This is a genomic window from Allokutzneria sp. A3M-2-11 16 (genome assembly GCF_024213555.1).
Lineage (GTDB): Bacteria > Actinomycetota > Actinomycetes > Mycobacteriales > Pseudonocardiaceae > Allokutzneria.
Window position 1 is genome coordinate 1,263,133 of sequence record NZ_JANAVO010000001.1, and the last position, 19,459, is coordinate 1,282,591.

General features: G+C 69.4%; 28 protein-coding genes. 6 read left to right on the forward strand and 22 right to left on the reverse strand.

Translation table 11 applies throughout. The features are described from left to right. Positions 1-26 precede the first annotated feature (26 nt). Both eccD and mycP read left to right on the forward strand, forming a co-directional pair. Positions 27-1,403: a type VII secretion integral membrane protein EccD gene (gene eccD / locus NLX83_RS06235; protein ID WP_254233899.1), complete on the forward strand. Its 1,377-nt coding sequence runs from the start codon at positions 27-29 to the stop codon at positions 1,401-1,403. Continuing rightward, complete coding sequence (gene mycP / locus NLX83_RS06240) at positions 1,403-2,737, forward strand: type VII secretion-associated serine protease mycosin (RefSeq protein ID WP_254233900.1); 1,335 nt, start codon at positions 1,403-1,405, stop codon at positions 2,735-2,737. The genes eccD and mycP overlap by 1 nt, the downstream gene beginning before the upstream one ends. A 157-nt stretch (positions 2,738-2,894) precedes the next feature. Here the strand turns inward: mycP and eccB are convergent, their stop codons facing one another. Then, positions 2,895-4,424 (reverse strand): type VII secretion protein EccB, encoded by a 1,530-nt coding sequence (gene eccB / locus NLX83_RS06245; protein WP_305884169.1) that lies wholly within the window; start codon positions 4,422-4,424, stop codon positions 2,895-2,897. A 102-nt stretch (positions 4,425-4,526) separates the two neighbouring features. On the opposite strand from eccB, the gene eccE reads away from it, so the two are divergent. The 4 genes from eccE (at position 4,527) to NLX83_RS06265 (ending at position 7,383) form a co-directional block, all read left to right on the forward strand. Continuing rightward, positions 4,527-5,783: a type VII secretion protein EccE gene (gene eccE / locus NLX83_RS06250; protein ID WP_254233902.1), complete on the forward strand. Its 1,257-nt coding sequence runs from the start codon at positions 4,527-4,529 to the stop codon at positions 5,781-5,783. Positions 5,784-5,797: 14 nt separating this feature from the next. Continuing rightward, positions 5,798-6,508 (forward strand): hypothetical protein, encoded by a 711-nt coding sequence (locus NLX83_RS06255; protein WP_254236105.1) that lies wholly within the window; start codon positions 5,798-5,800, stop codon positions 6,506-6,508. A 147-nt stretch (positions 6,509-6,655) separates the two neighbouring features. Next, complete coding sequence (locus tag NLX83_RS06260; RefSeq protein WP_254233903.1) at positions 6,656-6,988, forward strand: DUF6355 family natural product biosynthesis protein; 333 nt, start codon at positions 6,656-6,658, stop codon at positions 6,986-6,988. A 62-nt stretch (positions 6,989-7,050) separates the two neighbouring features. Next, entirely contained in the window at positions 7,051-7,383 is a 333-nt protein-coding gene (locus tag NLX83_RS06265; protein WP_254233904.1) for a DUF6355 family natural product biosynthesis protein, read from the forward strand. 32 nt (positions 7,384-7,415) lie between these two features. On the opposite strand, the gene truA is transcribed toward NLX83_RS06265, so the two are convergent. From truA to rplX, 21 genes are all read right to left on the reverse strand, one after another. Then, complete coding sequence (gene truA, locus NLX83_RS06270) at positions 7,416-8,291, reverse strand: tRNA pseudouridine(38-40) synthase TruA (protein ID WP_254233905.1); 876 nt, start codon at positions 8,289-8,291, stop codon at positions 7,416-7,418. Beyond that, positions 8,288-8,800 carry a 50S ribosomal protein L17 gene (gene rplQ / locus NLX83_RS06275; RefSeq protein WP_254233906.1) on the reverse strand — a complete coding sequence of 171 codons (513 nt, stop codon included), beginning with the start codon at positions 8,798-8,800 and terminating at the stop codon, positions 8,288-8,290. Before rplQ ends, truA begins: the two co-directional genes overlap by 4 nt. Before the next feature lie 61 nt (positions 8,801-8,861). After that, positions 8,862-9,911, reverse strand: a complete 1,050-nt coding sequence (locus NLX83_RS06280) for a DNA-directed RNA polymerase subunit alpha (RefSeq protein ID WP_030427417.1) — start codon at positions 9,909-9,911, stop codon at positions 8,862-8,864. A 169-nt stretch (positions 9,912-10,080) separates the two neighbouring features. Then, positions 10,081-10,686, reverse strand: coding sequence for a 30S ribosomal protein S4 (gene rpsD / locus NLX83_RS06285; protein ID WP_254233907.1), 606 nt, complete (start codon positions 10,684-10,686; stop codon positions 10,081-10,083). A 23-nt stretch (positions 10,687-10,709) separates the two neighbouring features. Further along, complete coding sequence (gene rpsK / locus NLX83_RS06290; protein ID WP_030427415.1) at positions 10,710-11,117, reverse strand: 30S ribosomal protein S11; 408 nt, start codon at positions 11,115-11,117, stop codon at positions 10,710-10,712. A gap of 30 nt (positions 11,118-11,147) precedes the next feature. Continuing rightward, complete coding sequence (rpsM, locus tag NLX83_RS06295) at positions 11,148-11,528, reverse strand: 30S ribosomal protein S13 (RefSeq protein ID WP_254233908.1); 381 nt, start codon at positions 11,526-11,528, stop codon at positions 11,148-11,150. Between the two features lie 164 nt (positions 11,529-11,692). Further along, on the reverse strand, positions 11,693-11,806 hold the full coding sequence (gene rpmJ, locus NLX83_RS06300; protein WP_010148647.1) for a 50S ribosomal protein L36: 114 nt from the start codon (positions 11,804-11,806) through the stop codon (positions 11,693-11,695). Between the two features lie 64 nt (positions 11,807-11,870). Further along, positions 11,871-12,092, reverse strand: coding sequence for a translation initiation factor IF-1 (gene infA / locus NLX83_RS06305; RefSeq protein ID WP_029136093.1), 222 nt, complete (start codon positions 12,090-12,092; stop codon positions 11,871-11,873). Positions 12,093-12,321: 229 nt separating this feature from the next. Next, a complete protein-coding gene (locus NLX83_RS06310) occupies positions 12,322-12,486 on the reverse strand; it encodes a hypothetical protein (RefSeq protein WP_254233909.1) in 165 nt (54 codons plus the stop codon). 180 nt (positions 12,487-12,666) lie between these two features. After that, entirely contained in the window at positions 12,667-13,458 is a 792-nt protein-coding gene (gene map, locus NLX83_RS06315; protein ID WP_254233910.1) for a type I methionyl aminopeptidase, read from the reverse strand. A 4-nt stretch (positions 13,459-13,462) separates the two neighbouring features. Next, positions 13,463-14,014: an adenylate kinase gene (locus NLX83_RS06320; RefSeq protein ID WP_254233911.1), complete on the reverse strand. Its 552-nt coding sequence runs from the start codon at positions 14,012-14,014 to the stop codon at positions 13,463-13,465. Further along, complete coding sequence (gene secY / locus NLX83_RS06325) at positions 14,014-15,336, reverse strand: preprotein translocase subunit SecY (protein ID WP_254233912.1); 1,323 nt, start codon at positions 15,334-15,336, stop codon at positions 14,014-14,016. The genes NLX83_RS06320 and secY overlap by 1 nt, the downstream gene beginning before the upstream one ends. Positions 15,337-15,608: 272 nt before the next feature. Further along, the gene (gene rplO / locus NLX83_RS06330) at positions 15,609-16,052 is read right to left on the reverse strand and encodes a 50S ribosomal protein L15 (RefSeq protein ID WP_254233913.1); all 444 of its coding nucleotides are present in this window, start codon (positions 16,050-16,052) and stop codon (positions 15,609-15,611) included. 2 nt (positions 16,053-16,054) lie between these two features. Next, a complete protein-coding gene (gene rpmD, locus NLX83_RS06335; protein ID WP_254233914.1) occupies positions 16,055-16,240 on the reverse strand; it encodes a 50S ribosomal protein L30 in 186 nt (61 codons plus the stop codon). A gap of 5 nt (positions 16,241-16,245) precedes the next feature. After that, positions 16,246-16,893 (reverse strand): 30S ribosomal protein S5, encoded by a 648-nt coding sequence (rpsE, locus tag NLX83_RS06340; RefSeq protein WP_254233915.1) that lies wholly within the window; start codon positions 16,891-16,893, stop codon positions 16,246-16,248. Between the two features lie 49 nt (positions 16,894-16,942). Next, positions 16,943-17,347: a 50S ribosomal protein L18 gene (gene rplR / locus NLX83_RS06345; protein ID WP_254233916.1), complete on the reverse strand. Its 405-nt coding sequence runs from the start codon at positions 17,345-17,347 to the stop codon at positions 16,943-16,945. Then, positions 17,344-17,883, reverse strand: coding sequence for a 50S ribosomal protein L6 (gene rplF / locus NLX83_RS06350; RefSeq protein ID WP_254233917.1), 540 nt, complete (start codon positions 17,881-17,883; stop codon positions 17,344-17,346). The genes rplR and rplF overlap by 4 nt, the downstream gene beginning before the upstream one ends. A gap of 18 nt (positions 17,884-17,901) precedes the next feature. Beyond that, positions 17,902-18,300: a 30S ribosomal protein S8 gene (rpsH, locus tag NLX83_RS06355; protein WP_254233918.1), complete on the reverse strand. Its 399-nt coding sequence runs from the start codon at positions 18,298-18,300 to the stop codon at positions 17,902-17,904. An 89-nt stretch (positions 18,301-18,389) separates the two neighbouring features. Then, a complete protein-coding gene (locus tag NLX83_RS06360; protein WP_086827446.1) occupies positions 18,390-18,575 on the reverse strand; it encodes a type Z 30S ribosomal protein S14 in 186 nt (61 codons plus the stop codon). A gap of 2 nt (positions 18,576-18,577) precedes the next feature. Then, positions 18,578-19,141 carry a 50S ribosomal protein L5 gene (gene rplE, locus NLX83_RS06365; protein ID WP_030427403.1) on the reverse strand — a complete coding sequence of 188 codons (564 nt, stop codon included), beginning with the start codon at positions 19,139-19,141 and terminating at the stop codon, positions 18,578-18,580. Between the two features lie 2 nt (positions 19,142-19,143). After that, the gene (rplX, locus tag NLX83_RS06370) at positions 19,144-19,458 is read right to left on the reverse strand and encodes a 50S ribosomal protein L24 (protein WP_086827448.1); all 315 of its coding nucleotides are present in this window, start codon (positions 19,456-19,458) and stop codon (positions 19,144-19,146) included. Position 19,459 lies beyond the last annotated feature (1 nt).

Genomic DNA, 19,459 nt, shown 5'->3' on the forward strand with positions numbered 1-19,459 from the left:
GGGCTAACAAAGCACAGGGGGTGCTGGTGGCTACCGCCACGACGGTGTTCAGCAGGGTGACGGTGCTCGCGCCGCAGACGCGGATCGACGTGGCGTTGCCCTCCGATGTCGCGGTGGCGGACCTGCTGCCGAAGCTGCTCAGCCTGGCGGGCCAGGTGACGCCGGACGGCGGCGCCCGGCACGGCGGGTGGTGCCTCGGCAAGCTCGGGGAGGCGCCGCTCGACCCGAGCCGCACCCTGGCCTCGCTCGGCGTCGTCGACGGCGACCTGGTGCAGCTGCGCCGCCGCACCGAGAACCCGCCGCCCCCGCTCTACGACGACGTGGTCGACGCGATCGCCGACGCCGAACCCGGCGGGCTGCGGCCGTGGACCGCCGACACCGCGCGCAGGCTGGGCAACACCGCCTCCGGGCTGGCCCTGGTCGTCGCCGCGGTCGCCGTGCACCTGGCCGGCGGGCGCTTCCCGCTCGCCGCCGCGATCACCGCGGGCGTCGCGGCGCTGGTCGCGATCGCGGCGGGCTCGTCGATCACCCGCGTGCACCGCGCGCCCGACTCCGGCGTGGTGATCGCCGCCGCTGGCGCGCTGCCCATGGCCTTCGTCTGCGGGCTGCACGCGGTGCCCGGCAGGCTCGGATCGGCGAGCCTGGTGCTGGCGTTCGCGGCGATGGGCGTGATCGCGGTGATCAGCCTGCTCGTGCTCGGCGGCGGGATCACGGTGTTCGTCGCGGGGGCGGGGATCGGGGCGACCGGAGCCGTCGCCTGCCTGGTCGCGGTGTTCCTGCCGAACTCCCTCGCGGGAATCGCCGCGGGTGTCGCCGCCGTCGCGCTCGCCGGGCTGTCCTCGCTGCCCAGGCTGACCATCCAGCTCGCCAAGCTGCCGCTCCCGCACGTTCCCGGCAGCGCCGCGGAGCTCAAGGAGGACGACGAGTTCCCCGACTACGCGGTGATCGAACGCCGCGCTGGCCTGGCCCACCAGTACATGACCGGCATGCTCATCGCGTGCGGCCTGGTCGCGGCGGTGGGCGCGGTGCTCGCGTCCGGTGGTAGCTCGTGGTTCGCCCCGATCTTCGGCGGTGTGGTCGCGGCCGTGCTGCTGCTGCGGGCCCGCACCTACGCCAACGGCGGCCAGGCGATCGCACTGCTCGCGACCGGGTTGCTGACGGCGACCGGGCTGATGGTCGGCTGGCTGTTCCGGGCGAGCCCGCTGCACCAGCTGCTGTGGGTGTTCGGCCTGCTCGTGGTGCTCGCGGCGGCGGCGATCGCGCTCGGCGTGGTGTTCCCGAAGCAGCGGTTCTCCCCCGTGCTGCGCCGCTCCGTCGACGTGACCGAGGCCGTGCTGATCGCGGCCGTGCTGCCGCTCGCGCTGGCCGTGATGGACCTCTACAGCGTCGTCAGGCACCTGTGATGCGCAGGCTGACCGCTCTCGCGGGCGTCCTCGCGCTCATGCAACCCACGGCCGAGTTCACCCCGGCTCCGCGCTACCCGACTCCCCCGCCGATCAGCTACGACGTCTCGTCGTTGCGGAAGGATCCGGCTCCCGACGCGCAGTACCAGCAGGACAAGCCGTGCGTCGAAGGCCGGACGAGAGGCGATGTCAACGTCAGGCCCTGGGGCCAGATGGGCCTCAACTTCGAACAGGCGTGGCGCTTCGGCCGCGGTGAGGGCCAGCTCGTCGCCGTGATCGACACCGGGGTCAACCGCCACCCCCGACTGGCCGGGCGGTTGACGGGCGGCGGTGACTACGTCACGGGCGACGACGGCACCACCGACTGCGACGGCCACGGCACGATGGTCGCGGGCATCATCGCGGCCGACGAATCCGACCGCCAGTCCGGGTTCAAGGGCGTGGCCCCCGGCGCGGGCATTCTGGCGATCCGCCAGTCCAGCAAGGCCTACGGCGGTCAGAAGAACGGCAGTTCGGTTCGGGCGGGCGACCAGGAAACGCTGGCCCGGGCGATCGTGCGCGCGGCGGACCGCGATGCCGGGGTCATCAACATCTCCTCCGTCGTCTGCATGGCACCCGGGCAGAACTGGTCCCTCGTCCAGGCCGCGGTGCGCTACGCCCGTGAGCAGAACTCCGTCGTCGTCGCTGCGGCGGGCAACGTGACCGGCGGGGCAGAGAGCAACTGCGGCAAACCCAACCAGCCGGACGCGGTCGCCACCGTGCCCACCCCGGCCTGGCTGGACTCGGACGTGCTGACCGTCGGCGCGCTCAACGAGGAGGGTGGGCCCGCGAGCTTCACGCTCGGCGGTCCCTGGGTGGACGTGGCCGCCCCCGGCACGAACAACACCTCGCTCGACCCGAAGCAGGGTGCGAGCGGGCTGGCCAACCGCTACGTGGACGGCAACCAGCTCCTCGGTGTCGAAGGCACCAGCTTCGCAGCGCCCTACGTCAGCGGCGTCGTCGCGCTGGTCCGCGCCAGGTACCCGCACCTCGACGCGACGCAGGTGATGGAGCGGATCAAGAAGACGGCCCGCCAGCCGCAGGGCAGGTCGGGCCGGGACTTCCACATCGGCTACGGCATGGTCGACCCGGTCGCCGCGCTGACCGCCGTGCTGCCGGAGGAGCAGGGCATCAACCCGCGCCCGCCTCTCCGGTCCACTGTGGACATAGCGGCCGCTCCCCTCGCAGATCAGCGCCCCCTGACCGTGGCCCTGGTCGGCACGGGAATCGCCCTGGGCCTGCTGGCACTGACCCACCTGGCCGTCCGCGCACTCCGCCGCCGCGCCACCACCTGACCCAGCCGGGGTAGGGGCGTCTTCAAGTACCACGAACCCGCCCGCACACGACCGCTCACTGCGCCTAACCGGACAGAGGGGTTAGGCGCAGTTGGCGACGTTCGGAGCGGGGGTGCGTGGTACTTGAAGACCGGCCAACCCGCGCTGGGGCGGGCGGTCAGCCGCCGGGCTGCGCCTCGCGGGGGTCCTTGCGGCGCAGGATCTTCGAGTCGTCCAGCGAGACCGCGTCGAACACCCGGCGGGCCTCGCGCGGGTCGAGCCTGGGTCCCTCGGGCAGCAACCGCAGGATGCTCTCCGGCGCGGGCCGGTAGGGCGCGGCCAGCCCGAGCCCCTCCGCGATGCGCGCGTCCGGGATGCCGAACTTCACGCCGCGGTCGGAGACGAGCTGGATCGGTCCGGTCGAGAAGTCGTACCCGGAGGTCGCCGCGCGCACCACGGCCCCGCGACCGGGCGGCAGGTAGAAGCCGTCGAGCGCCTCGCCGTTGCCGTCGGCCTGCGCCAGCTGCACGGGCTTCACGTTCGGCCCGAGCCCGTCCCCGACGGTCACCGCGGAGGTCGGCCGGTCGTCCTTCGGCGCCCAGCCCAGGCAGGTGGTCGGGGCCTTCTCGATGCTCAGCACGGTCGGCACGGCCCGGGGGAAGTCCTTGACCTCCAAGGGTTTCGCGGATGCCCCGAGGTGGACCAGCTGCTGGCTCTCCATCTTCGGCCAGCTCGTCGCGGCCGTGGTGGAGCGGATCAGCTCGGCGACGGTCTCCGTCACCTCCTGCTTGCCGTCCTTGAGCAGCACGTAGAACTGGAAGTCACCCTTGGCCCGCTCCATCCGGACGACGGTGCCGACCTTGAGGTCACCGGTCCCGAAGGCGGTGGCCTCGCCGCGCTGCGGGATCTCCGGCGCGCGCAGTTCGGCGACCTCCGGGATGGCGTTGAGCAGGCCGCTGCTGACCTTGCGCGGCTTCTGCCCGGTCAGCTGGAAGGTCTCGCGGACCGCCGCGTTGCCGAGGTCCACCTTCGCCCGCACGGTCCCGGTCCCCGGCATGTCCATCCCGTCGTCGGCGGCGAAGACCAGGTAGTTCTGGCCGTTCGGCGCCGCGAGCAACAGCCCTTCCCTCGGCCCCAGCCTGCGTCCCGGCGCGGCGATCCCGGCGAGCGCCGTGGTGCGCAGCTCCGGCCGCTCGTCCGGGTCCGGCAGGTCCAGCTTTCGGTGGAGCTCATCGCAGACGGCCCATTCGGGTGAAACTCTCAGGTCTTTGTCGGGAAGCAGCTCAGGGGCGCCCGGAATTCCGGTGAACGCCCCCCTCGGCACATCGGTGAGCTTCGATTCGTCCACCCGCGACGGAGTTCCCGAGGCACTGCCACCGGTGGTCATCAGCAACAGCCGCGCCGAGGCCATGTTCGCCACCGGGATCAGCTGGCGCGGGTTCGCCGTTGCGACGAAAACCGCCCCGGTTTGCTCGCTGATCACGATGCCGTTATCCGGCAGGGTTCCTTTCGGCTTGATCAGGCCGTAGACCAGGAATCCCAGAATGATCGCGACGGCGACCACGGCCCCGGCGGCGGTCGCCCGCATTTGGGTTCGCGCCGGTTCATGGATCATCACCGCGTCCTTGCGCACCAACGCGGACTCCATGCGGCGAACGACGAATCGATACGCCTGGACCTGTGACTTGGTTGTGGGAGTTGAGGGCATTCTCGTTTGCTGCTCTCCACTGCGCGGTAGCGTTACGGACCGGTGCCTAATGCGCCTGAGGGCACCTTACTGGCAGCCAGCGCGGGGAGTGACCGAACCGGAATGTCCGTGACAACGAACCCCACTCCGCCCCCCGTCGTCCTGCGGGCGCGGCGGCGCACCGTGGGCGCGAGCCTGGGCGCGCTGCCCGTCGCCAACCTCGTCGTCTTCCAGGCGGGCGCCGGGCTCGGGCTGCTCCTGCTGGCGGTGAACAGCGCGCTGCTGCCCGTCGCCGCCGGGCTGGCGGCGCTCGGTCTGCTGGTCGCGACGACGCGGTGGAACGGCCGCTGGCTGACCCAGTGGATCGCGCTCACCACCCGCTACGCGTTGCGCTCCCACCTGCGCACCGCGCGCCAGGCGCCCGCACCCGCGGAGGAGCCCGGCCAGACGACGCTCGGCGCGGAGGACCGCAGGGTCGCGCTGCTCCGGCTGGCCGTGCCGGACCTGGTGGTCGCGCAGGCCACCGACCACGACCGCAACCCGATCGGCCTGGCCTGGCACGAGGGCACGTGGACCGCGGTCCTGCTGGTCGACCCGGCGCCCGGGCTGATCACCAAGGTCGGCAGCACGCCCAACCTGCCGCTGTCCGCGCTCGCGCCGTGCCTGGAGGACCGCGGCGTCGTGCTCGACTCGATCCAGGTGATCAGCCACTGCTACCCGGGGAGCGCGGCGCTGCCCGCGACCTCGCCCGCGCTGGCCTCCTACCTCGAAGTGCTCGGCCCGCTGCCGACCGCGGCGCGGCGCACGACCTGGGTCGCCGTGCGGCTCGACCCGCAGCGCTGCCTGTCGGCGATCCGCGAGCGCGGCGGCGGTGTGGTCGGCGCCCACCGCGCGCTGCTCGGAGCGCTGTCGCGGGTGGGGAACGCCTTGGCGGCCAAGGGAGTGCAGACCCGCCCGCTGGACACCGACGAGCTGCTGCGCGCCGGGATCTCGGCCGCCGAGCTCACCACGGCCACCGGCACCTCGGAGCCGGTGCACCTGCGTGAGCGGTGGACCGGTGTCACCGCGGCGGGCGTCGGCCACGCCGGCTACGCGGTCACCGGCTGGCCGAGCCGGGGTGGTCAGGCCAGCCTGAACGCGCTGACCGGTGTGCGCGCGCTGTCGGCGACCGTGTCCGTGGCGATCTCACCGAGCGACGAGGACGGCAACGTGGGCCTGCGCGGCCTGGTCCGGGTCAGCGCCCGCACCCCGAAGGAACTGGAGCAGGCCGACGAGCGCCTGCAGACGATCAGCGGGCGCCTCGGCCTGACGTTGACCCCGTTGCGCGGCGTCCAGCTCGCCGGGTTCGCCGCCTCGCTCCCGCTCGGAGGAAACACGTGACCCCTCGCGGCAGGATGCTGGAGAACAAGGCGGCCGACCTCGGCGTCGCCCCGGAGTTCACCGTCTCCCCGGAGATGCTCGACGCGATCAGCCCCTCCGGCGACCGCGGCGGCATGGTGCTCGGCTGCGGCGCGCAGGGCGAACCGCTGTCGGTCTCGGTGCTGCGCAACGCTCCCACCCGGATCGCCCTCGTCGGCGGGCTGTACCTGGCGCGCCAGATGGCGATGCGGGCGATGGCCACCGGCGCCTGGGTGGTCGTTGCGACCGGTAGGCCCGCGGCGTGGCACGCCCTGACCAGGGCGGCGGGCCAGGGCCCGGACGGGCGGCCGGTGCCGCTGGTGCAGATCCGCAGGCTCACGCCGGTCGAGCTGCCCCGGGGTTCGGAGGACGGCCCGCTGCTCGTGGTGCACGACGGCACCGCGGTCCCCCAGGAGCTGTTCCCGCCGCGTTCTCCTTGGCAGACAACGCTTTACGTGCTCCCGTACCTGCACCCGCAGGCGGCGTCCACGGTGACCGGGGCCGATCTGGCGCTGATCCAGCGGCTCCCGGTCGGCCAGGCGCAGCTCGCCGAGCGGATGTGGCGGCTGCCGCACCTGGCGCAGCAGCTCAGCTCCCTCGGCGACGATATGGCGGTCGCGATCGGCCCGAACGTGCGGCTGCCCATCAGGTTGATCACCACACCCAGCGAGCAGCAACTGCTCGGCCCCGTCCGCCGCGGTGACTGACGTTTCAGAATATGAAGGGTTCCACAACTTCATCTGGATTTTGTCAATCACCTTTTAGGACTAACCAGGCCGGGTTTCGGCCAGGAATGAAACGTGTTGCCCCTAGGGTCTGCCCGTCATTGATGGACTCACTGAGGGGAATGACCCATGCGCAAGCTCATGGGCCTCGCACTGCCACTGCTGGCGGTGCTCGGCATGACCATGGTGACGGCGCCGAGCGCGTCCGCCGCGCCCTGCGGTTGGTACAAGGTCGGCCGCGTCGGCTACCACAACCACTGCGGCGGCGGCCTGATCCTGATCAAGTACCACTGGAGCAACGGCAACACCGGCACCACCTGCCAGGGCCCCGGCATCTACACCATGTACCCGGACGGCCCGCACGAGCGCGTGAACGCGTACTACGTGCCCAAGCGCCCGGCGACGATGATCAACGCCGCGGGCCAGGAGATCTGCCGCGCCGGCCAGCCCAGCTACCCGTGATCACCCGGCACCGCCGACCCGCGCGGGGGCGGTGCCGTGCAACGACCCCAAGGGGAAAAGACATGCGCAAGATCCTCGGCCTGGCACTGCCGCTGTTCGCGGTGCTGGGCATGACCGCCATCGCCGCACCGAGCGCCTCGGCGGCGCAGTGCGGGTGGTACAAGGAAGGCCGAACCGGCTACCACAAGCACTGCGCGGGCACGTTCATCCTGGTGAAAGCCAAGTGGGACAACGGGAACACGTTCACCACCTGCCAGGGCCCGTGGAGCACGATCCCGTTCTACGCGGACGGCAAGCACGTGGTGACCGGCGCCTGGTACGTGCCGACGCCGCCGAACACGTTCATCAACGCGGCAGGCAAGCGCATCTGCAGCGCGTCGCAGCCGAAGGTCTGATCAGCAGGCGCTGAGCCCTGATCGACCCGAGGTCACCCGCCGAGCACACGCACCCGGCGGGTGACCTCGGCGCGTTCGGCCAGCTGGTCATCGGCCGGGTAGTCCACTCCCACAAGGGAAAGCCCGTGCGCGGGGGCGACGACGACGGAACTCGCCCGCACGGTGGAGCGCAGCAGCGTCGCGGGCCACTCCGGCCCCTTGCGCCCGTCCCCCACCGCGAGCAGCGCGCCGACCAGGCTGCGCACCATCGAATGGCAGAACGCGTCGGCGGAGACGTGCGCGACGAGCTCCTCGCCATCGGGAGTCCACTCCAGGCGCTGCAACTGCCGCACCGTGGTCGCACCCTCCCTGCGCTTGCAGAACGCCGCGAAGTCGTGCTCCCCCAACAACAATCCCGCGGCCTCGTTCATCGCGCCCACATCGAGCGCGCGCGGCCAGGCGACGACCTCGCGCGCGCGCAACGGGGCGGCGCCGTACTCGGCGGCGGTCACGCGGTACTCGTAGTGCCGTCGCAGCGCGCCGAACCGCGCGTCGAACTCCAGCGGCACCTCGCGGATCGAGTAGACCCGCACGTCCGGCGGCAGCAACCGCGCCAGCCTGCGCACCAGACCGTCCACTTCGGACGGATCGGCGGCGTCGAAGTGGGCGACCTGACCGGTCGCGTGCACCCCGGTGTCGGTCCGGCCCGCCACGGTGAGCTGGACGTCCCGCCGCGCCAGCAGCGACAGCGCGTCCTCCAGCACCCCGCACACCGTGCGCCTGCCGGGCTGCCGCGCCCAGCCGGAGAACTCGGTGCCGTCGTAGCCCAGGTCCAACCGGAAGCGGTGCGGACCCTGGACGCGGACGAGCCCGCCGCCCTCCTGCGCGGAGGAAGCGGCGGGCTCGTCGGACTGGGAACCAGTCGTCACTTCTCGGTCTTGTCCTCAGCGGCCTCGGCCTTGGCCTCGGGCGCCTCGGTCTCCTCGACCTTGGTCTCCTCGGCTGCCGGAGCGGCCTCGGTCTTCGCCTCGTCCTTGGCGAACTTGGTGCCGCGAGCGGCGTTCGCCTCGGCGGTGACGGTGCGCTCGGTGATGAGCTCGATCACGGCCATGGCCGCGTTGTCGCCCTTGCGAGGCATCGTCTTGGTGATGCGGGTGTAGCCGCCGGCGCGCTCCGCGAAGTGCGGACCGATCTCGGCCATCAGCTTGTGCACGATGTCCTTGTCGCGGATCAGCTTCATGATCTCGCGACGGTTGTGCAGGTCACCGCGCTTGGCCTTGGTGATCAGGCGCTCGGCGTACGGGCGCAGCCGCCGCGCCTTGGCCTCGGTCGTGGTGATCCGGCCGTGCTCGAACAGCGACGTGGCCAGGTTGGCCAGCATCAGCCGCTGGTGGGCAGGCGACCCACCGAGCCGGGCACCCTTGGTGGGGGTGGGCATGTCTTGCTCCTCTTGAGATCAAGCCGCGCGACGCCGCGAGGGGCGCGTGCGATGAGCAGCTCTACAGCTGCTCGGTCTCGGCGTAGTCGTGGCCATCGTCGTTGCCGTGGTCGACCCCTGCGGACCAACCCTCGGAGGTGTAGTCCGCCGCGGCGGCCGACGGGTCGAACCCGGGCGGGCTGTCCTTGAGCGCGAGCCCAAGACCGGCCAGCTTCAGCTTGACCTCGTCGATCGACTTGGCGCCGAAGTTCCGGATGTCCAGCAGGTCCGCCTCGCTGCGCGAGACGAGCTCACCCACGGTGTGGATGCCCTCGCGCTTGAGGCAGTTGTAGGACCGGACGGTGAGGTCGAGGTCCTCGATCGGCATCGCGAACGCGGCGATGGTGTCCGCCTCCGCGGGAGACGGGCCGATCTCGATGCCCTCCGCGTCCACGTTGAGCTCACGGGCCAGCCCGAAGAGCTCGACGAGGGTCTTACCGGCGGAGGCGACCGCGTCCCTCGGGGTGATCGAGGGCTTGGTCTCCACGTCCAGGATCAGCTTGTCGAAGTCCGTGCGCTGCTCGACACGGGTGGCCTCGACCTTGTACGTCACCTTCAGCACCGGCGAGTAGATCGAGTCGACCGGGATCCGGCCGATCTCGGCACCGGCCTGCTTGTTCTGCATCGCCGGGACGTAGCCGCGACCGCGCTCAACGACGAGCTCGATCTCCAGCTTGCCCTTCCCGTTGAGGGTGGCGATGTGCAGGTCGGGGTTGTGCACCGTCACGCCCGCGGGCGGGACGATGTCGCCGGCGGTGACCTCGCCGGGGCCCTGCTTGCGCAGGTACATCGTCACCGGCTCGTCCTCCTCGGAACTGACGACCAGCTCCTTGAGGTTGAGGATGATGTCGGTGACGTCCTCCTTCACGCCGGGGACCGTGGTGAACTCGTGCAGCACGCCGTCGATGCGGATGCTGGTCACCGCCGCGCCCGGGATGGACGACAGCAGGGTCCTGCGGAGGGAGTTGCCGAGCGTGTAGCCGAAACCCGGCTCCAGGGGCTCGATGACGAAGTGGGACCGCGTGTCGTTGACCGACTCCTCGGCCAGCGACGGGCGCTGAGAGATAAGCACTGACTGTTCCCTTCCTACCGGTGACCGCTATATGACACCGAGAGAAATGACGTGCCGGAGACCAGGCGGACCTGGGGACCCGGCGAGGCGACGGCACACCCTGAAGTGCCGCCACCGGGGTCGGACGCGGAGCCGGGGTGGTCGCCTGAGACGACCACCCCGGATCACGTCACTTCGAGTAGAGCTCGACGATGAGCTGCTCCTGGACCGGCACATCGATCTGTGCGCGCTCCGGGAGCTGGTGCACGAGCACCCGCAGGTTCGACGGCACGACCTGCAGCCAGGCCGGGACCGGACGGTCGCCGAGGGCTTCCTTCGCGGCCAGGAACGGCAGCGTCGGCAGGGACTTCGGCTTCACGTCGATGATGTCGTACTGCGAGACGCGGAAGCTGGGGATGTTCACCTTCTGGCCGTTGACCAGGAAGTGACCGTGCGCCACCAGCTGACGGGCCTGACGCCGCGTGCGGGCGAGCCCGGCGCGGTAGACCACGTTGTCCAGGCGCGACTCGAGGATGCGCAGCAGGTTCTCACCGGTCTTGCCGGTGAGGCGCACGGCCTCCTCGTAGTAACGGCGGAACTGCTTCTCGAGCACGTTGTAGGTGTAGCGAGCCTTCTGCTTCTCCTGGGTCTGAAGCAGGTACTCGCTCTCCTTGATCCGCGTGCGGCCGTGCTGGCCGGGCGGGTAAGGACGGCGCTCGAACGCCTTGTCGCCCCCGATGAGGTCGACCTTGAGCCGGCGGGACTTACGAGTCGCGGGACCGGTGTAGCGTGCCATCTCTTTTTACTCCTCTCCCGCGCTCAGACCCGACGCCGCTTGGGCGGGCGGCAGCCGTTGTGCGGCTGCGGGGTCACGTCCTGGATGGTGCCGACCTCCAGGCCGGCGGCCTGCAGCGAACGGATCGCGGTCTCGCGGCCGGAGCCGGGACCCTTCACGAACACGTCCACCTTGCGCATGCCGTGCTCGGCGGCCTTGCGGGCGGCGTTCTCGGCGGCCATCTGGGCCGCGAACGGGGTGGACTTCCTGGAGCCCTTGAAGCCGACGTGGCCGGCGGAGGCCCAGGAGATCACGGCGCCGTTCGGGTCCGTGATGGAGACGATGGTGTTGTTGAACGTGCTCTTGATGTGGGCGTGCCCATGAGAGACGTTCTTCTTTTCCTTACGCCGGATCTTCTTGACCCCGGCGCCCTGGCGGGACTTGGGAGGCATGGTGCTTCCGATCTCCTAGCTGCGGGGGTCTTACTTCTTACCGGCCTTCTTCTTGCCGGCGACCGTCTTCTTCGGGCCCTTGCGGGTGCGGGCGTTGGTCTTGGTCCGCTGACCACGCACGGGCAGGTTGCGACGGTGCCGCAGACCCTCGTAGCAGCCGATTTCCACCTTGCGGCGAATGTCGGCCGCGACCTCGCGGCGGAGATCACCCTCGACCTTGAAGTTGTTCTCGATGTAGTCCCGCAGCTGGACGAGCTGGTCGTCCCCGAGGTCCTTGGCGCGCAGGTCCGGGCTGACGCCCGTCGCGGCCAGGATCTCCTTGGAGCGGGTTCGGCCAATGCCGAAGATGTAGGTCAGCGCGATCTCCATCCGCTTCTCGCGGGGGAGATCCACGCCAGAAAGACGTGCCATACGGCTCTCTAGCTCCTGTACTCGCTCCAGGTCTTCTCCCCGCCCGTCCCGGAACCGCGGTTCCGGGCCCCGGCCTGGAGTCCGGGGGTGTGTCCCGCGCCGCGAGCGGCGCGAACAGGTACGAGGAGGCTTGTGTTGTGTCGTCTAACCGCGACTGCGGGTGATCAGCCCTGACGCTGCTTGTGGCGCAGGTTCTCGCAGATCACCATGACCCGGCCGTGACGGCGGATCACCTTGCACTTGTCGCAGATCTTCTTGACGCTCGGCTGGACCTTCACGGTCGTGCACTCCTGCTTGGCCGCGTGTCCGGAACAGGTCCGGACATCAGGGATGCCACCGCGGTCACTTGTAGCGGTAGACGATGCGGCCGCGGGACAGGTCGTAGGGCGACAGCTCCACGACTACCCGGTCCTCGGGCAGGATGCGGATGTAGTGCTGCCGCATCTTGCCGCTGATGTGTGCGAGGACCCTGTGGCCGTTCTCCAGCTCAACGCGGAACATCGCGTTGGGGAGTGGCTCGACCACGCGGCCCTCGACCTCAATGGCCCCGTCCTTCTTGCCCATGTCCTCCGCGTTTCGTGACGGTGACAGATCATCTGACATGCCCGGAGTCCGGCGAGCCGGTAGCCGGGCGCGGACGTCCGCAACGTGAGGATCCTGTCGAGCCCGGCCACGAGTGAAGGGTGAGAACCCGCATACCACTATGGAGTCAGGCGCAATAAGAGCCAGCGCGACGGACGCGCCGTCCCAATAGTGTAGGCGGCCGTCGCACGGCCGCCAAACCGACCCCCGCTCAGGACCGCTCGCGGTGCCGCTCACCGGCCCAGGAGAGCACTTCGAGCGCGCCCCAGATGCTCACCGGCCAGACGAACCACGGGTAGCCCAAACCGCCGGTGACCAGGCCGGTTACCGACCAGACCGCGATCATCACCAGGCTGGCCCCCAACCAGGTGCGCATGGATTCGCCCACACCATGGAGAGTTTCAGTTTGTGAAGGACACAGTCGTCATCCGCGATGTGTATTCCGGAACACCTCCCGTGGGGGTAGCGATCACTCCCCCTCGGCGCAGGACCGCGGCACACCACCGCCCCCGGGCCGGGATCGGCGCGGGGGCGGAGCCGCTGGGCGGTGTCGGTTCTAGTTCTCGGGGGCGGTGAGCACCCAGGGGCCGTCCTCGGTGACGGCGACGGTGTGCTCCCAGTGCGCGGCCCTGGTGCCGTCGGTGGTGATCACCGTCCAGCCGTCGGAGAGCTCCTCGGTGCGGTCGGTGCCCAGGGTGAGCATCGGCTCCACCGCGAGCGCCATGCCGACGCGCAGCCGCGGCCCCTTGCCGGGCTTGCCCATGTTCGGCAGGAACGGCTCCATGTGCATCTGCGAGCCGATGCCGTGCCCGCCGTAGCCGTCGACGATGCCGTAGGTGCGGCCGTCCTTCTCCTCCGAGGCGATCACCGAGCTCTCGATCGCGAAGGAGATGTCGGAGAGCCGGTTGTCCGCCCTGACCTGTTCGATCCCGGCCCACATCGAGGCGCGGGTGGCGTCGGAGAGCTCCTGCTCGGCCTGGGTGATCGCGCCGATGGCCAGGGTGACCGCGGAGTCGCCGTGCCAGCCCGCCAGGATCGCGCCGCAGTCCACCGAGAGCAGGTCGCCCTCGGCCAGCACCTGGGCCCGGTTCGGGATTCCGTGCACGACCTGCTCGTTCACCGAGGAGCAGATGCTGCCGGGGAAGCCGTGGTAGCCCTTGAAGGAGGGCACCGCGCCCGCGTCCCGGATCGTCTGCTCGGCCAGCTCGTCCAGCTCCAGCGTGCTGACCCCGGCCTTCGCCGCCGCGCTGACCGCGGCCAGCGCCTTGGCCACCACAAGCCCAGCGGCGCGCATGGCCTCCAGCTCACCGCGGGTCTTCAGCTCGATACCGCGTCCGCGCTTCAGCATCGGCTCACGCGTCCGCGCGCAGCGCCTTGATGGCGCGCTCGGAGATGTCCTCGACCGAGCCAACGGCGTCGATGGTGATCAGGATGCCGCGGTAGTAGTCGAGCAGCGGAGCGGTCTCCGAGCGGTAGATCTGCTGCCGCCTGCGGATGATCTCCTCGGTGTCGTCGGCCCGGCCCCTGGCCAGCAGCCGCTCCACCACGATGTCCTCGGCGATGTCGAACTGCAGCACCGCGTCCAGCTTGGTGCCCTTCGCCGCCAGCAGCCCGCCGAGCACGTCGGCCTGCACGGTGTTGCGCGGGAACCCGTCCAACAGGAAGCCACCGGCCGCGTCCGGCTGCGCGAGCCGGTCCTCGACCATCGCGTTGGTCACCGAGTCCGGCACCAGCTCCCCGGTGTCGAGGTACCGCTTGGCCTCCTGGCCGAGCGGGGTGAGCTGGCCGATGTTCGCCCTGAACAGGTCGCCGGTGGAAATGTGGGGCACGCTGAGCTTCTGGCTCAGCACCGTGGCCTGTGTGCCCTTGCCCGCTCCGGGCGGGCCGACGAGGACGAGTCTCACTACCGGAGGAACCCTTCGTAGTTGCGCTGCATGAGCTGGCTCTCGATCTGCTTCACGGTGTCGAGACCGACGCCCACCATGATCAGCACGGCCGTGCCGCCGAACGGGAAGTTCTGGTTGTTGCCCTCCTGCGTGACCGACAGGAAGAAGTTGGGCAACACGGCGACGATGCCGAGGTAGAGCGAGCCGGGCAGCGTGATCCGGCCGAGCACGAAGCGCAGGTACTCGGCGGTCGGGCGCCCTGGGCGGATACCGGGGATGAAGCCGCCGAACTTCTTCATCTCGTCGGCGCGCTCGTCCGGGTTGAACGTGATCGCCACGTAGAAGTACGTGAAGAAGATGATCAGCAGGAAGTAGACCGTGATGTGCACCGGGCTGGCCTGGCGCACGATGTGGGTCGCGATGAACTGCTGCCACCAGCTGGGCTCGGTGGTGGAGCCCGCGGTCAGCTTCGAGATCAGGTCCGGCAGGTACAGCAGCGAGGACGCGAAGATCAGCGGGATGACACCGGCCTGGTTGACCTTCAGCGGCAGGTAGGTCGAGGTGCCGCCGTACATCCGCCGGCCGATCATGCGCTTGGCGTACTGCACCGGGATGCGGCGCTGGCCCTGCTCGACGAAGACGACGCTGACGATGATCGCCAGGGCGAACACGCAGACGATCGGGAAGACGATGCCGCCGTCGGGGCGCTGCAGGATCGCGCCGCCCTCGGGGATGATCCGGGCCGCGATCGAGGTGAAGATCAGCAGCGACATGCCGTTGCCGACACCGCGCTCGGTGATCAGCTCGCCCAGCCACATGATGACGGCGGTGCCCGCGGTCATCGTGATGACGATGACGACCAGGTTGAACACGCTGCCGTCCGGGATGACGGGCTTGTCGCAGTTCTGGAACAGCTGCCCCTGGACGGCGAGCGCGACGATGCCGGTGGACTGCAGGATGCCCAGGGCGATCGTGAGGTAGCGGGTGTACTGGGTCAGCTTGCCCTGACCCGACTGCCCTTCCTTCTTCAGCTGCTCGAACCGCGGGATCACCACGGTGAGCAGCTGCACGATGATGCTCGCCGTGATGTAGGGCATGATGCCCAGCGCGAAGATCGACAGCTTCAGCAGCGCACCGCCGCTGAAGAGGTTGATCAGCTGGTAGAAGCTCTGACCGCCGGAACCCTCGGCCTGGCGGATGCACTCCTGGATGTTCACGTAGGACACGCCCGGAGACGGCAGGGTGGCGCCCAGCCGGTACAGCGCAACGATTCCGAGAGTGAAAAGGATCTTGCGACGCAGGTCGGGCGTCGTAAGAGCCGAGCGGAAGGCGCTGAGCACCCGAGACCTCCTCGGCGTGGCCGGCGTGACCGCCGACTACTGGCTGGGGCCGGCACGTCCTGCCGGCGGGATCTATTGCAGGCTTCACACGCTTCGTGCGCGTGGCCAAAGCGTGCTGACGACTGTAACAGCAGCCGTTCCGGGGGCGGTGCCCCCGTCCGGAGTCCTTGCCGCCGTGGAGAAAACAGGCGTTCAGCCCGGAGCGAACAGTGCTGTTACGAACAGACTTCGGGGCCGGAGAGCGAGCTGCTCACCGGCCCCGAAATCAGGTGTCACGCAGTGGTGGTGGTGCCACCAGCGGCAGTGATCTTCTCGACGGCGCTGCCGGAGAACTTGTTCGCCGTCACGTCGAGCTTCACGCCGCCCAGGTCCCCGTCACCGAGGACCTTGACCAGGCAGTTCTTGCGAACGGCACCGGACTGGACCAGCTCGGCGATGCCGACCGTGCCGCCCTGCGGGAACAGCTTGGCCAGCGCGGACAGGTTGACGACCTGGTACTCCACGCGGAACGGGTTCTTGAACCCCTTCAACTTGGGCAGCCGCATGTGGATCGGCATCTGCCCACCCTCGAAGGCGGCAGGCACGTTCTTGCGCGCCTTGGTGCCCTTGGTACCGCGGCCCGCCGTCTTGCCCTTGGAGCCCTCACCGCGACCGACACGGGTCTTCGCGGTCTTGGCGCCGGGGGCCGGACGCAGGTGGTGAATCTTGATAGTCATGGTCAGTCGACCTCCTCGACCGCCACCAGGTGCCGCACGGTGTGGACGAGGCCACGGTTCTGCGGCGTGTCCTCACGGACGACTGACTGGCGGATCTTGCGCAGGCCGAGAGTCCGGAGGGACTCGCGGTGGTTGCGCTTCGTGCCAATCGTGCTGCGCAGCTGGGTGATCTTCAGGTTCTTGGCCATCCCGATCACACCCCCTGTCCAGCACGGGCGCGCAGCATGCCGGCGGGAGCGACGTCCTCGAGCGGTAGGCCACGACGGGCGGCGACCTCTTCGGGCCGCTGCAGCATCTGCAGCGCCGCGACGGTGGCGTGGACGACGTTGATGGCGTTGTCGCTACCCAGCGACTTGCTCAGCACGTCGTGCACACCCGCGCACTCCAGCACCGCGCGCACCGGGCCACCGGCGATGACGCCGGTACCGGGGCTGGCGGGACGCAGCAGGACAACGCCCGCGGCCCTCTCGCCCTGCACGGGGTGCGGGATGGAGCCGGCGATGCGAGGCACCTTGAAGAAGTGCTTCTTGGCCTCCTCGACACCCTTGGCGATGGCGGCCGGCACCTCCTTGGCCTTGCCGTAGCCGACGCCGACCATGCCGTCGCCGTCACCGACGATCACCAGGGCGGTGAAGCTGAAGCGACGACCACCCTTGACGACCTTGGCGACGCGGTTGATCGCGACGACGCGCTCGATGTGGGGAGTCTTCTCCTGGGCCGCCCCGCCGCGGCCGCTGTCGCGACGGTCCCTACGGTCGCGACGCTCGCCGCGCTCGTTGCCACCGCCGGCGTTGCCGCCGCCGGGGCCACCGCCGCCGAATTGCCGTGTACGTCCCGGCATCAGGCGTTCCTTCCGTTTCGACGAACCCAGATCTCGTTGTTCCGCATGATCAGAACTCCAGCCCACCCTCGCGGGCCGCGTCGGCCAGCGCGGCGATCCGGCCGTGGTAGTTGTGCCCACCACGGTCGAACACGACCTGTGCGATGCCCGCGTCTTTGGCCCTGGCGGCGACGAGTGCGCCGACCTTGGCCGCGCGGGCCTTCTTGTCGCCGTCCAGCGCGCGGACGTCGGCCTCCAGCGTGGAGGCCGAGACCACGGTGCGGCCGGCCAGGTCGTCGATCACCTGCGCGACGATGTGCCGCGAGGAGCGGGTGACCACCAGGCGCGGACGCTCGGCGGTGCCGCTGATCTTCTTGCGGAGCCGGAAGTGCCGGCGTGCACGGGCAATGCGACGCACCGTGGAGACGTCCTTGCCCACCCGCTTGCGCTTCGTAGCAGTCTCGCTCATGCTCACTTACCCGTCTTTCCGACCTTGCGGCGAACGTTCTCGCCCGCGTACCGCACACCCTTGCCCTTGTACGGCTCGGGCTTGCGGATCTTGCGGATGTTGGCGGCGACCTCACCAACCTGCTGCTTGTCGATGCCCTGGACGGAGAACTTCGTGGGGCTCTCCACCGCGAAGGTGATCCCCGCGGGCGGCGCCACCTTCACCGGGTGGCTGAAGCCGAGCGAGAACTCCAGGTCCGAGCCCTTGGCCGCGACGCGGTAACCGACGCCGTGGATCTCGAGCTTCTTCTCGTAGCCCTGGGTGACACCGACGATCATGTTGTTGACCAGGGTCCTGGACAGACCGTGCAGCGAGCGGCTCTTCCGCTCGTCGTCGGGCCGCGCCACCTCGAGCGTGCCGTCCTCGGCGCGCTTGACGATGATGGGCTCGGCGACCGTGTGGTTGAGGGTGCCCTTGGGCCCCTTCACCGTCACGAGCTGACCGTCGATCTTGACGTCGACGCCAGCCGGAACGGAGACCGGCAACTTACCGATGCGTGACATGCCGTAATCCCCCTTCCGCTACCAGACGTAGGCGAGGACTTCCCCGCCCACTGCCTGCTTGTTGGCCTGTCGGTCGGTCAGCAGACCGGACGACGTGGAAATGATCGCGACACCGAGACCACCGAGCACCTTGGGCAGGTTGGTGGACTTGGCGTAAACCCGAAGACCCGGCTTGGACACCCGGCGAACACCGGCGATGCTGCGCTCACGGTTCGGGCCGTACTTCAGCGTGACGATCAGGTTCTTGCACTTCTCGCCCTGCTCATCGCGGAAGCCGGCGATGTAGCCCTCACGCTGCAGGATCTCAGCGATGCTGACCTTGAGCTTGGAGTGCGGCATCACGACCTCGTCGTGATAGGCCGAGTTCGCGTTGCGCAGACGAGTGAGCATGTCTGCGATCGGGTCGGTCATCGTCATGGTGACCTTGTCAACCTTTCTCGCCCCGGTTCCCGGTCGGGCCTGTGGCGAAGTGGGAATCAGTGAGGCATGAGCTTGCGGAGCCGGACTTACCAGCTGGACTTGCTCACACCAGGCAGCTCGCCGCGGTGCGCCATCTGCCGGAGGCAGATACGGCACAGGCCGAACTTGCGGAAGACCGAGTGCGGACGGCCGCAGCGGTTGCAGCGGGTGTAGCCGCGAACCTTGAACTTCGGCTTGCGCGCGGCCTTGTTGATCAGAGCCTTCTTGGCCATCGTCAGCTCTCCTTGAACGGGAAGCCCAGGTGCTTCAGCAGCGCCCGGCCCTCCTCGTCGGTCTGGGCAGTCGTGACGACGGTGATGTCCATGCCACGCTGGCGGTCGATCGAGTCGGGGTCGATCTCGTGGAACATCGACTGCTCGTTCAGACCGAAGGTGTAGTTGCCGTTGCCGTCGAACTGCTTCGGCGACAGACCGCGGAAGTCGCGGATACGCGGCAGTGCGATCGTCAGCAGCCGGTCCAGGAACTCCCACATGCGGTCGCCACGCAGGGTAGCGCGGGCGCCGATCGGCATGCCCTCGCGGAGCTTGAACTGCGCGATGGACTTGCGGGCCTTGCGGACCTCGGGGCGCTGGCCGGTGATCGTGGACAGGTCGCGGACCGCGCCCTCGATCAGCTTGCCGTCACGGGCGGCGTCGCCGACGCCCATGTTCACGACGATCTTCACGATGCCGGGGACCTGCATCGGGTTGCTGTAGGAGAAGTCGCTCTTGAGCTTGGCGACGATCTCCTCGCGGTACCGGGACTTCAGTCGCGGCAGAGTCTTCTCGGTGGTGGTCATGCTCAGATGTCCTTACCGTTCCGGCGCGACACGCGGACGCGGCGACCCTCGTCGGTCGTGCGGCTGCCGATACGGGTCGGCTTGCCGTCCGCGTCGACGACCATCACGTTGCTCACGTGGATCGGGGCTTCCTGGGTGACGATGCCGCCGGACGAGGCACCACGCTGGGTCTGCGAGACCTTGGTGTGCTTCTTGATCCGGTTGACACCCTCGACCAGGACGCGGTTGCGGTCCGGGTAGGCCTGGATGACCTTGCCCTTGGCGCCCTTGTCCTTGCCGGCGATGACGACGACCGTGTCGCCCTTCTTCACCTTCATG

What these genes read in the sequence shown, in the direction of transcription:
- eccE (WP_254233902.1), top strand. Translation starts at nt 4,527, where the DNA reads ATGTCCGTGACAACGAACCCCACTCCGCCCCCCGTCGTCCTGCGGGCG.
- rplO (WP_254233913.1), bottom strand. Translation starts at nt 16,052, where the DNA reads ATGACTATCAAGATTCACCACCTGCGTCCGGCCCCCGGCGCCAAGACC.
- rpsK (WP_030427415.1), bottom strand. Translation starts at nt 11,117, where the DNA reads ATGCCTCCCAAGTCCCGCCAGGGCGCCGGGGTCAAGAAGATCCGGCGT.
- eccB (WP_305884169.1), bottom strand. Translation starts at nt 4,424, where the DNA reads ATGCCCTCAACTCCCACAACCAAGTCACAGGTCCAGGCGTATCGATTC.
- rplE (WP_030427403.1), bottom strand. Translation starts at nt 19,141, where the DNA reads ATGACCACCACCGAGAAGACTCTGCCGCGACTGAAGTCCCGGTACCGC.
- NLX83_RS06310 (WP_254233909.1), bottom strand. Translation starts at nt 12,486, where the DNA reads ATGCGCACCTGGTTGGGGGCCAGCCTGGTGATGATCGCGGTCTGGTCG.
- NLX83_RS06360 (WP_086827446.1), bottom strand. Translation starts at nt 18,575, where the DNA reads ATGGCCAAGAAGGCTCTGATCAACAAGGCCGCGCGCAAGCCGAAGTTC.
- NLX83_RS06260 (WP_254233903.1), top strand. Translation starts at nt 6,656, where the DNA reads ATGCGCAAGCTCATGGGCCTCGCACTGCCACTGCTGGCGGTGCTCGGC.
- rplF (WP_254233917.1), bottom strand. Translation starts at nt 17,883, where the DNA reads ATGTCACGCATCGGTAAGTTGCCGGTCTCCGTTCCGGCTGGCGTCGAC.
- rplX (WP_086827448.1), bottom strand. Translation starts at nt 19,458, where the DNA reads ATGAAGGTGAAGAAGGGCGACACGGTCGTCGTCATCGCCGGCAAGGAC.
- rpsE (WP_254233915.1), bottom strand. Translation starts at nt 16,893, where the DNA reads ATGCCGGGACGTACACGGCAATTCGGCGGCGGTGGCCCCGGCGGCGGC.
- rplQ (WP_254233906.1), bottom strand. Translation starts at nt 8,800, where the DNA reads ATGCCCACCCCCACCAAGGGTGCCCGGCTCGGTGGGTCGCCTGCCCAC.
- NLX83_RS06255 (WP_254236105.1), top strand. Translation starts at nt 5,798, where the DNA reads ATGCTGGAGAACAAGGCGGCCGACCTCGGCGTCGCCCCGGAGTTCACC.
- rpsM (WP_254233908.1), bottom strand. Translation starts at nt 11,528, where the DNA reads ATGGCACGTCTTTCTGGCGTGGATCTCCCCCGCGAGAAGCGGATGGAG.
- mycP (WP_254233900.1), top strand. Translation starts at nt 1,403, where the DNA reads ATGCGCAGGCTGACCGCTCTCGCGGGCGTCCTCGCGCTCATGCAACCC.
- rpmD (WP_254233914.1), bottom strand. Translation starts at nt 16,240, where the DNA reads ATGGCCAAGAACCTGAAGATCACCCAGCTGCGCAGCACGATTGGCACG.
- infA (WP_029136093.1), bottom strand. Translation starts at nt 12,092, where the DNA reads ATGGGCAAGAAGGACGGGGCCATTGAGGTCGAGGGCCGCGTGGTCGAG.
- rpsD (WP_254233907.1), bottom strand. Translation starts at nt 10,686, where the DNA reads ATGGCACGCTACACCGGTCCCGCGACTCGTAAGTCCCGCCGGCTCAAG.
- NLX83_RS06265 (WP_254233904.1), top strand. Translation starts at nt 7,051, where the DNA reads ATGCGCAAGATCCTCGGCCTGGCACTGCCGCTGTTCGCGGTGCTGGGC.
- map (WP_254233910.1), bottom strand. Translation starts at nt 13,458, where the DNA reads ATGCTGAAGCGCGGACGCGGTATCGAGCTGAAGACCCGCGGTGAGCTG.
- rpsH (WP_254233918.1), bottom strand. Translation starts at nt 18,300, where the DNA reads ATGACGATGACCGACCCGATCGCAGACATGCTCACTCGTCTGCGCAAC.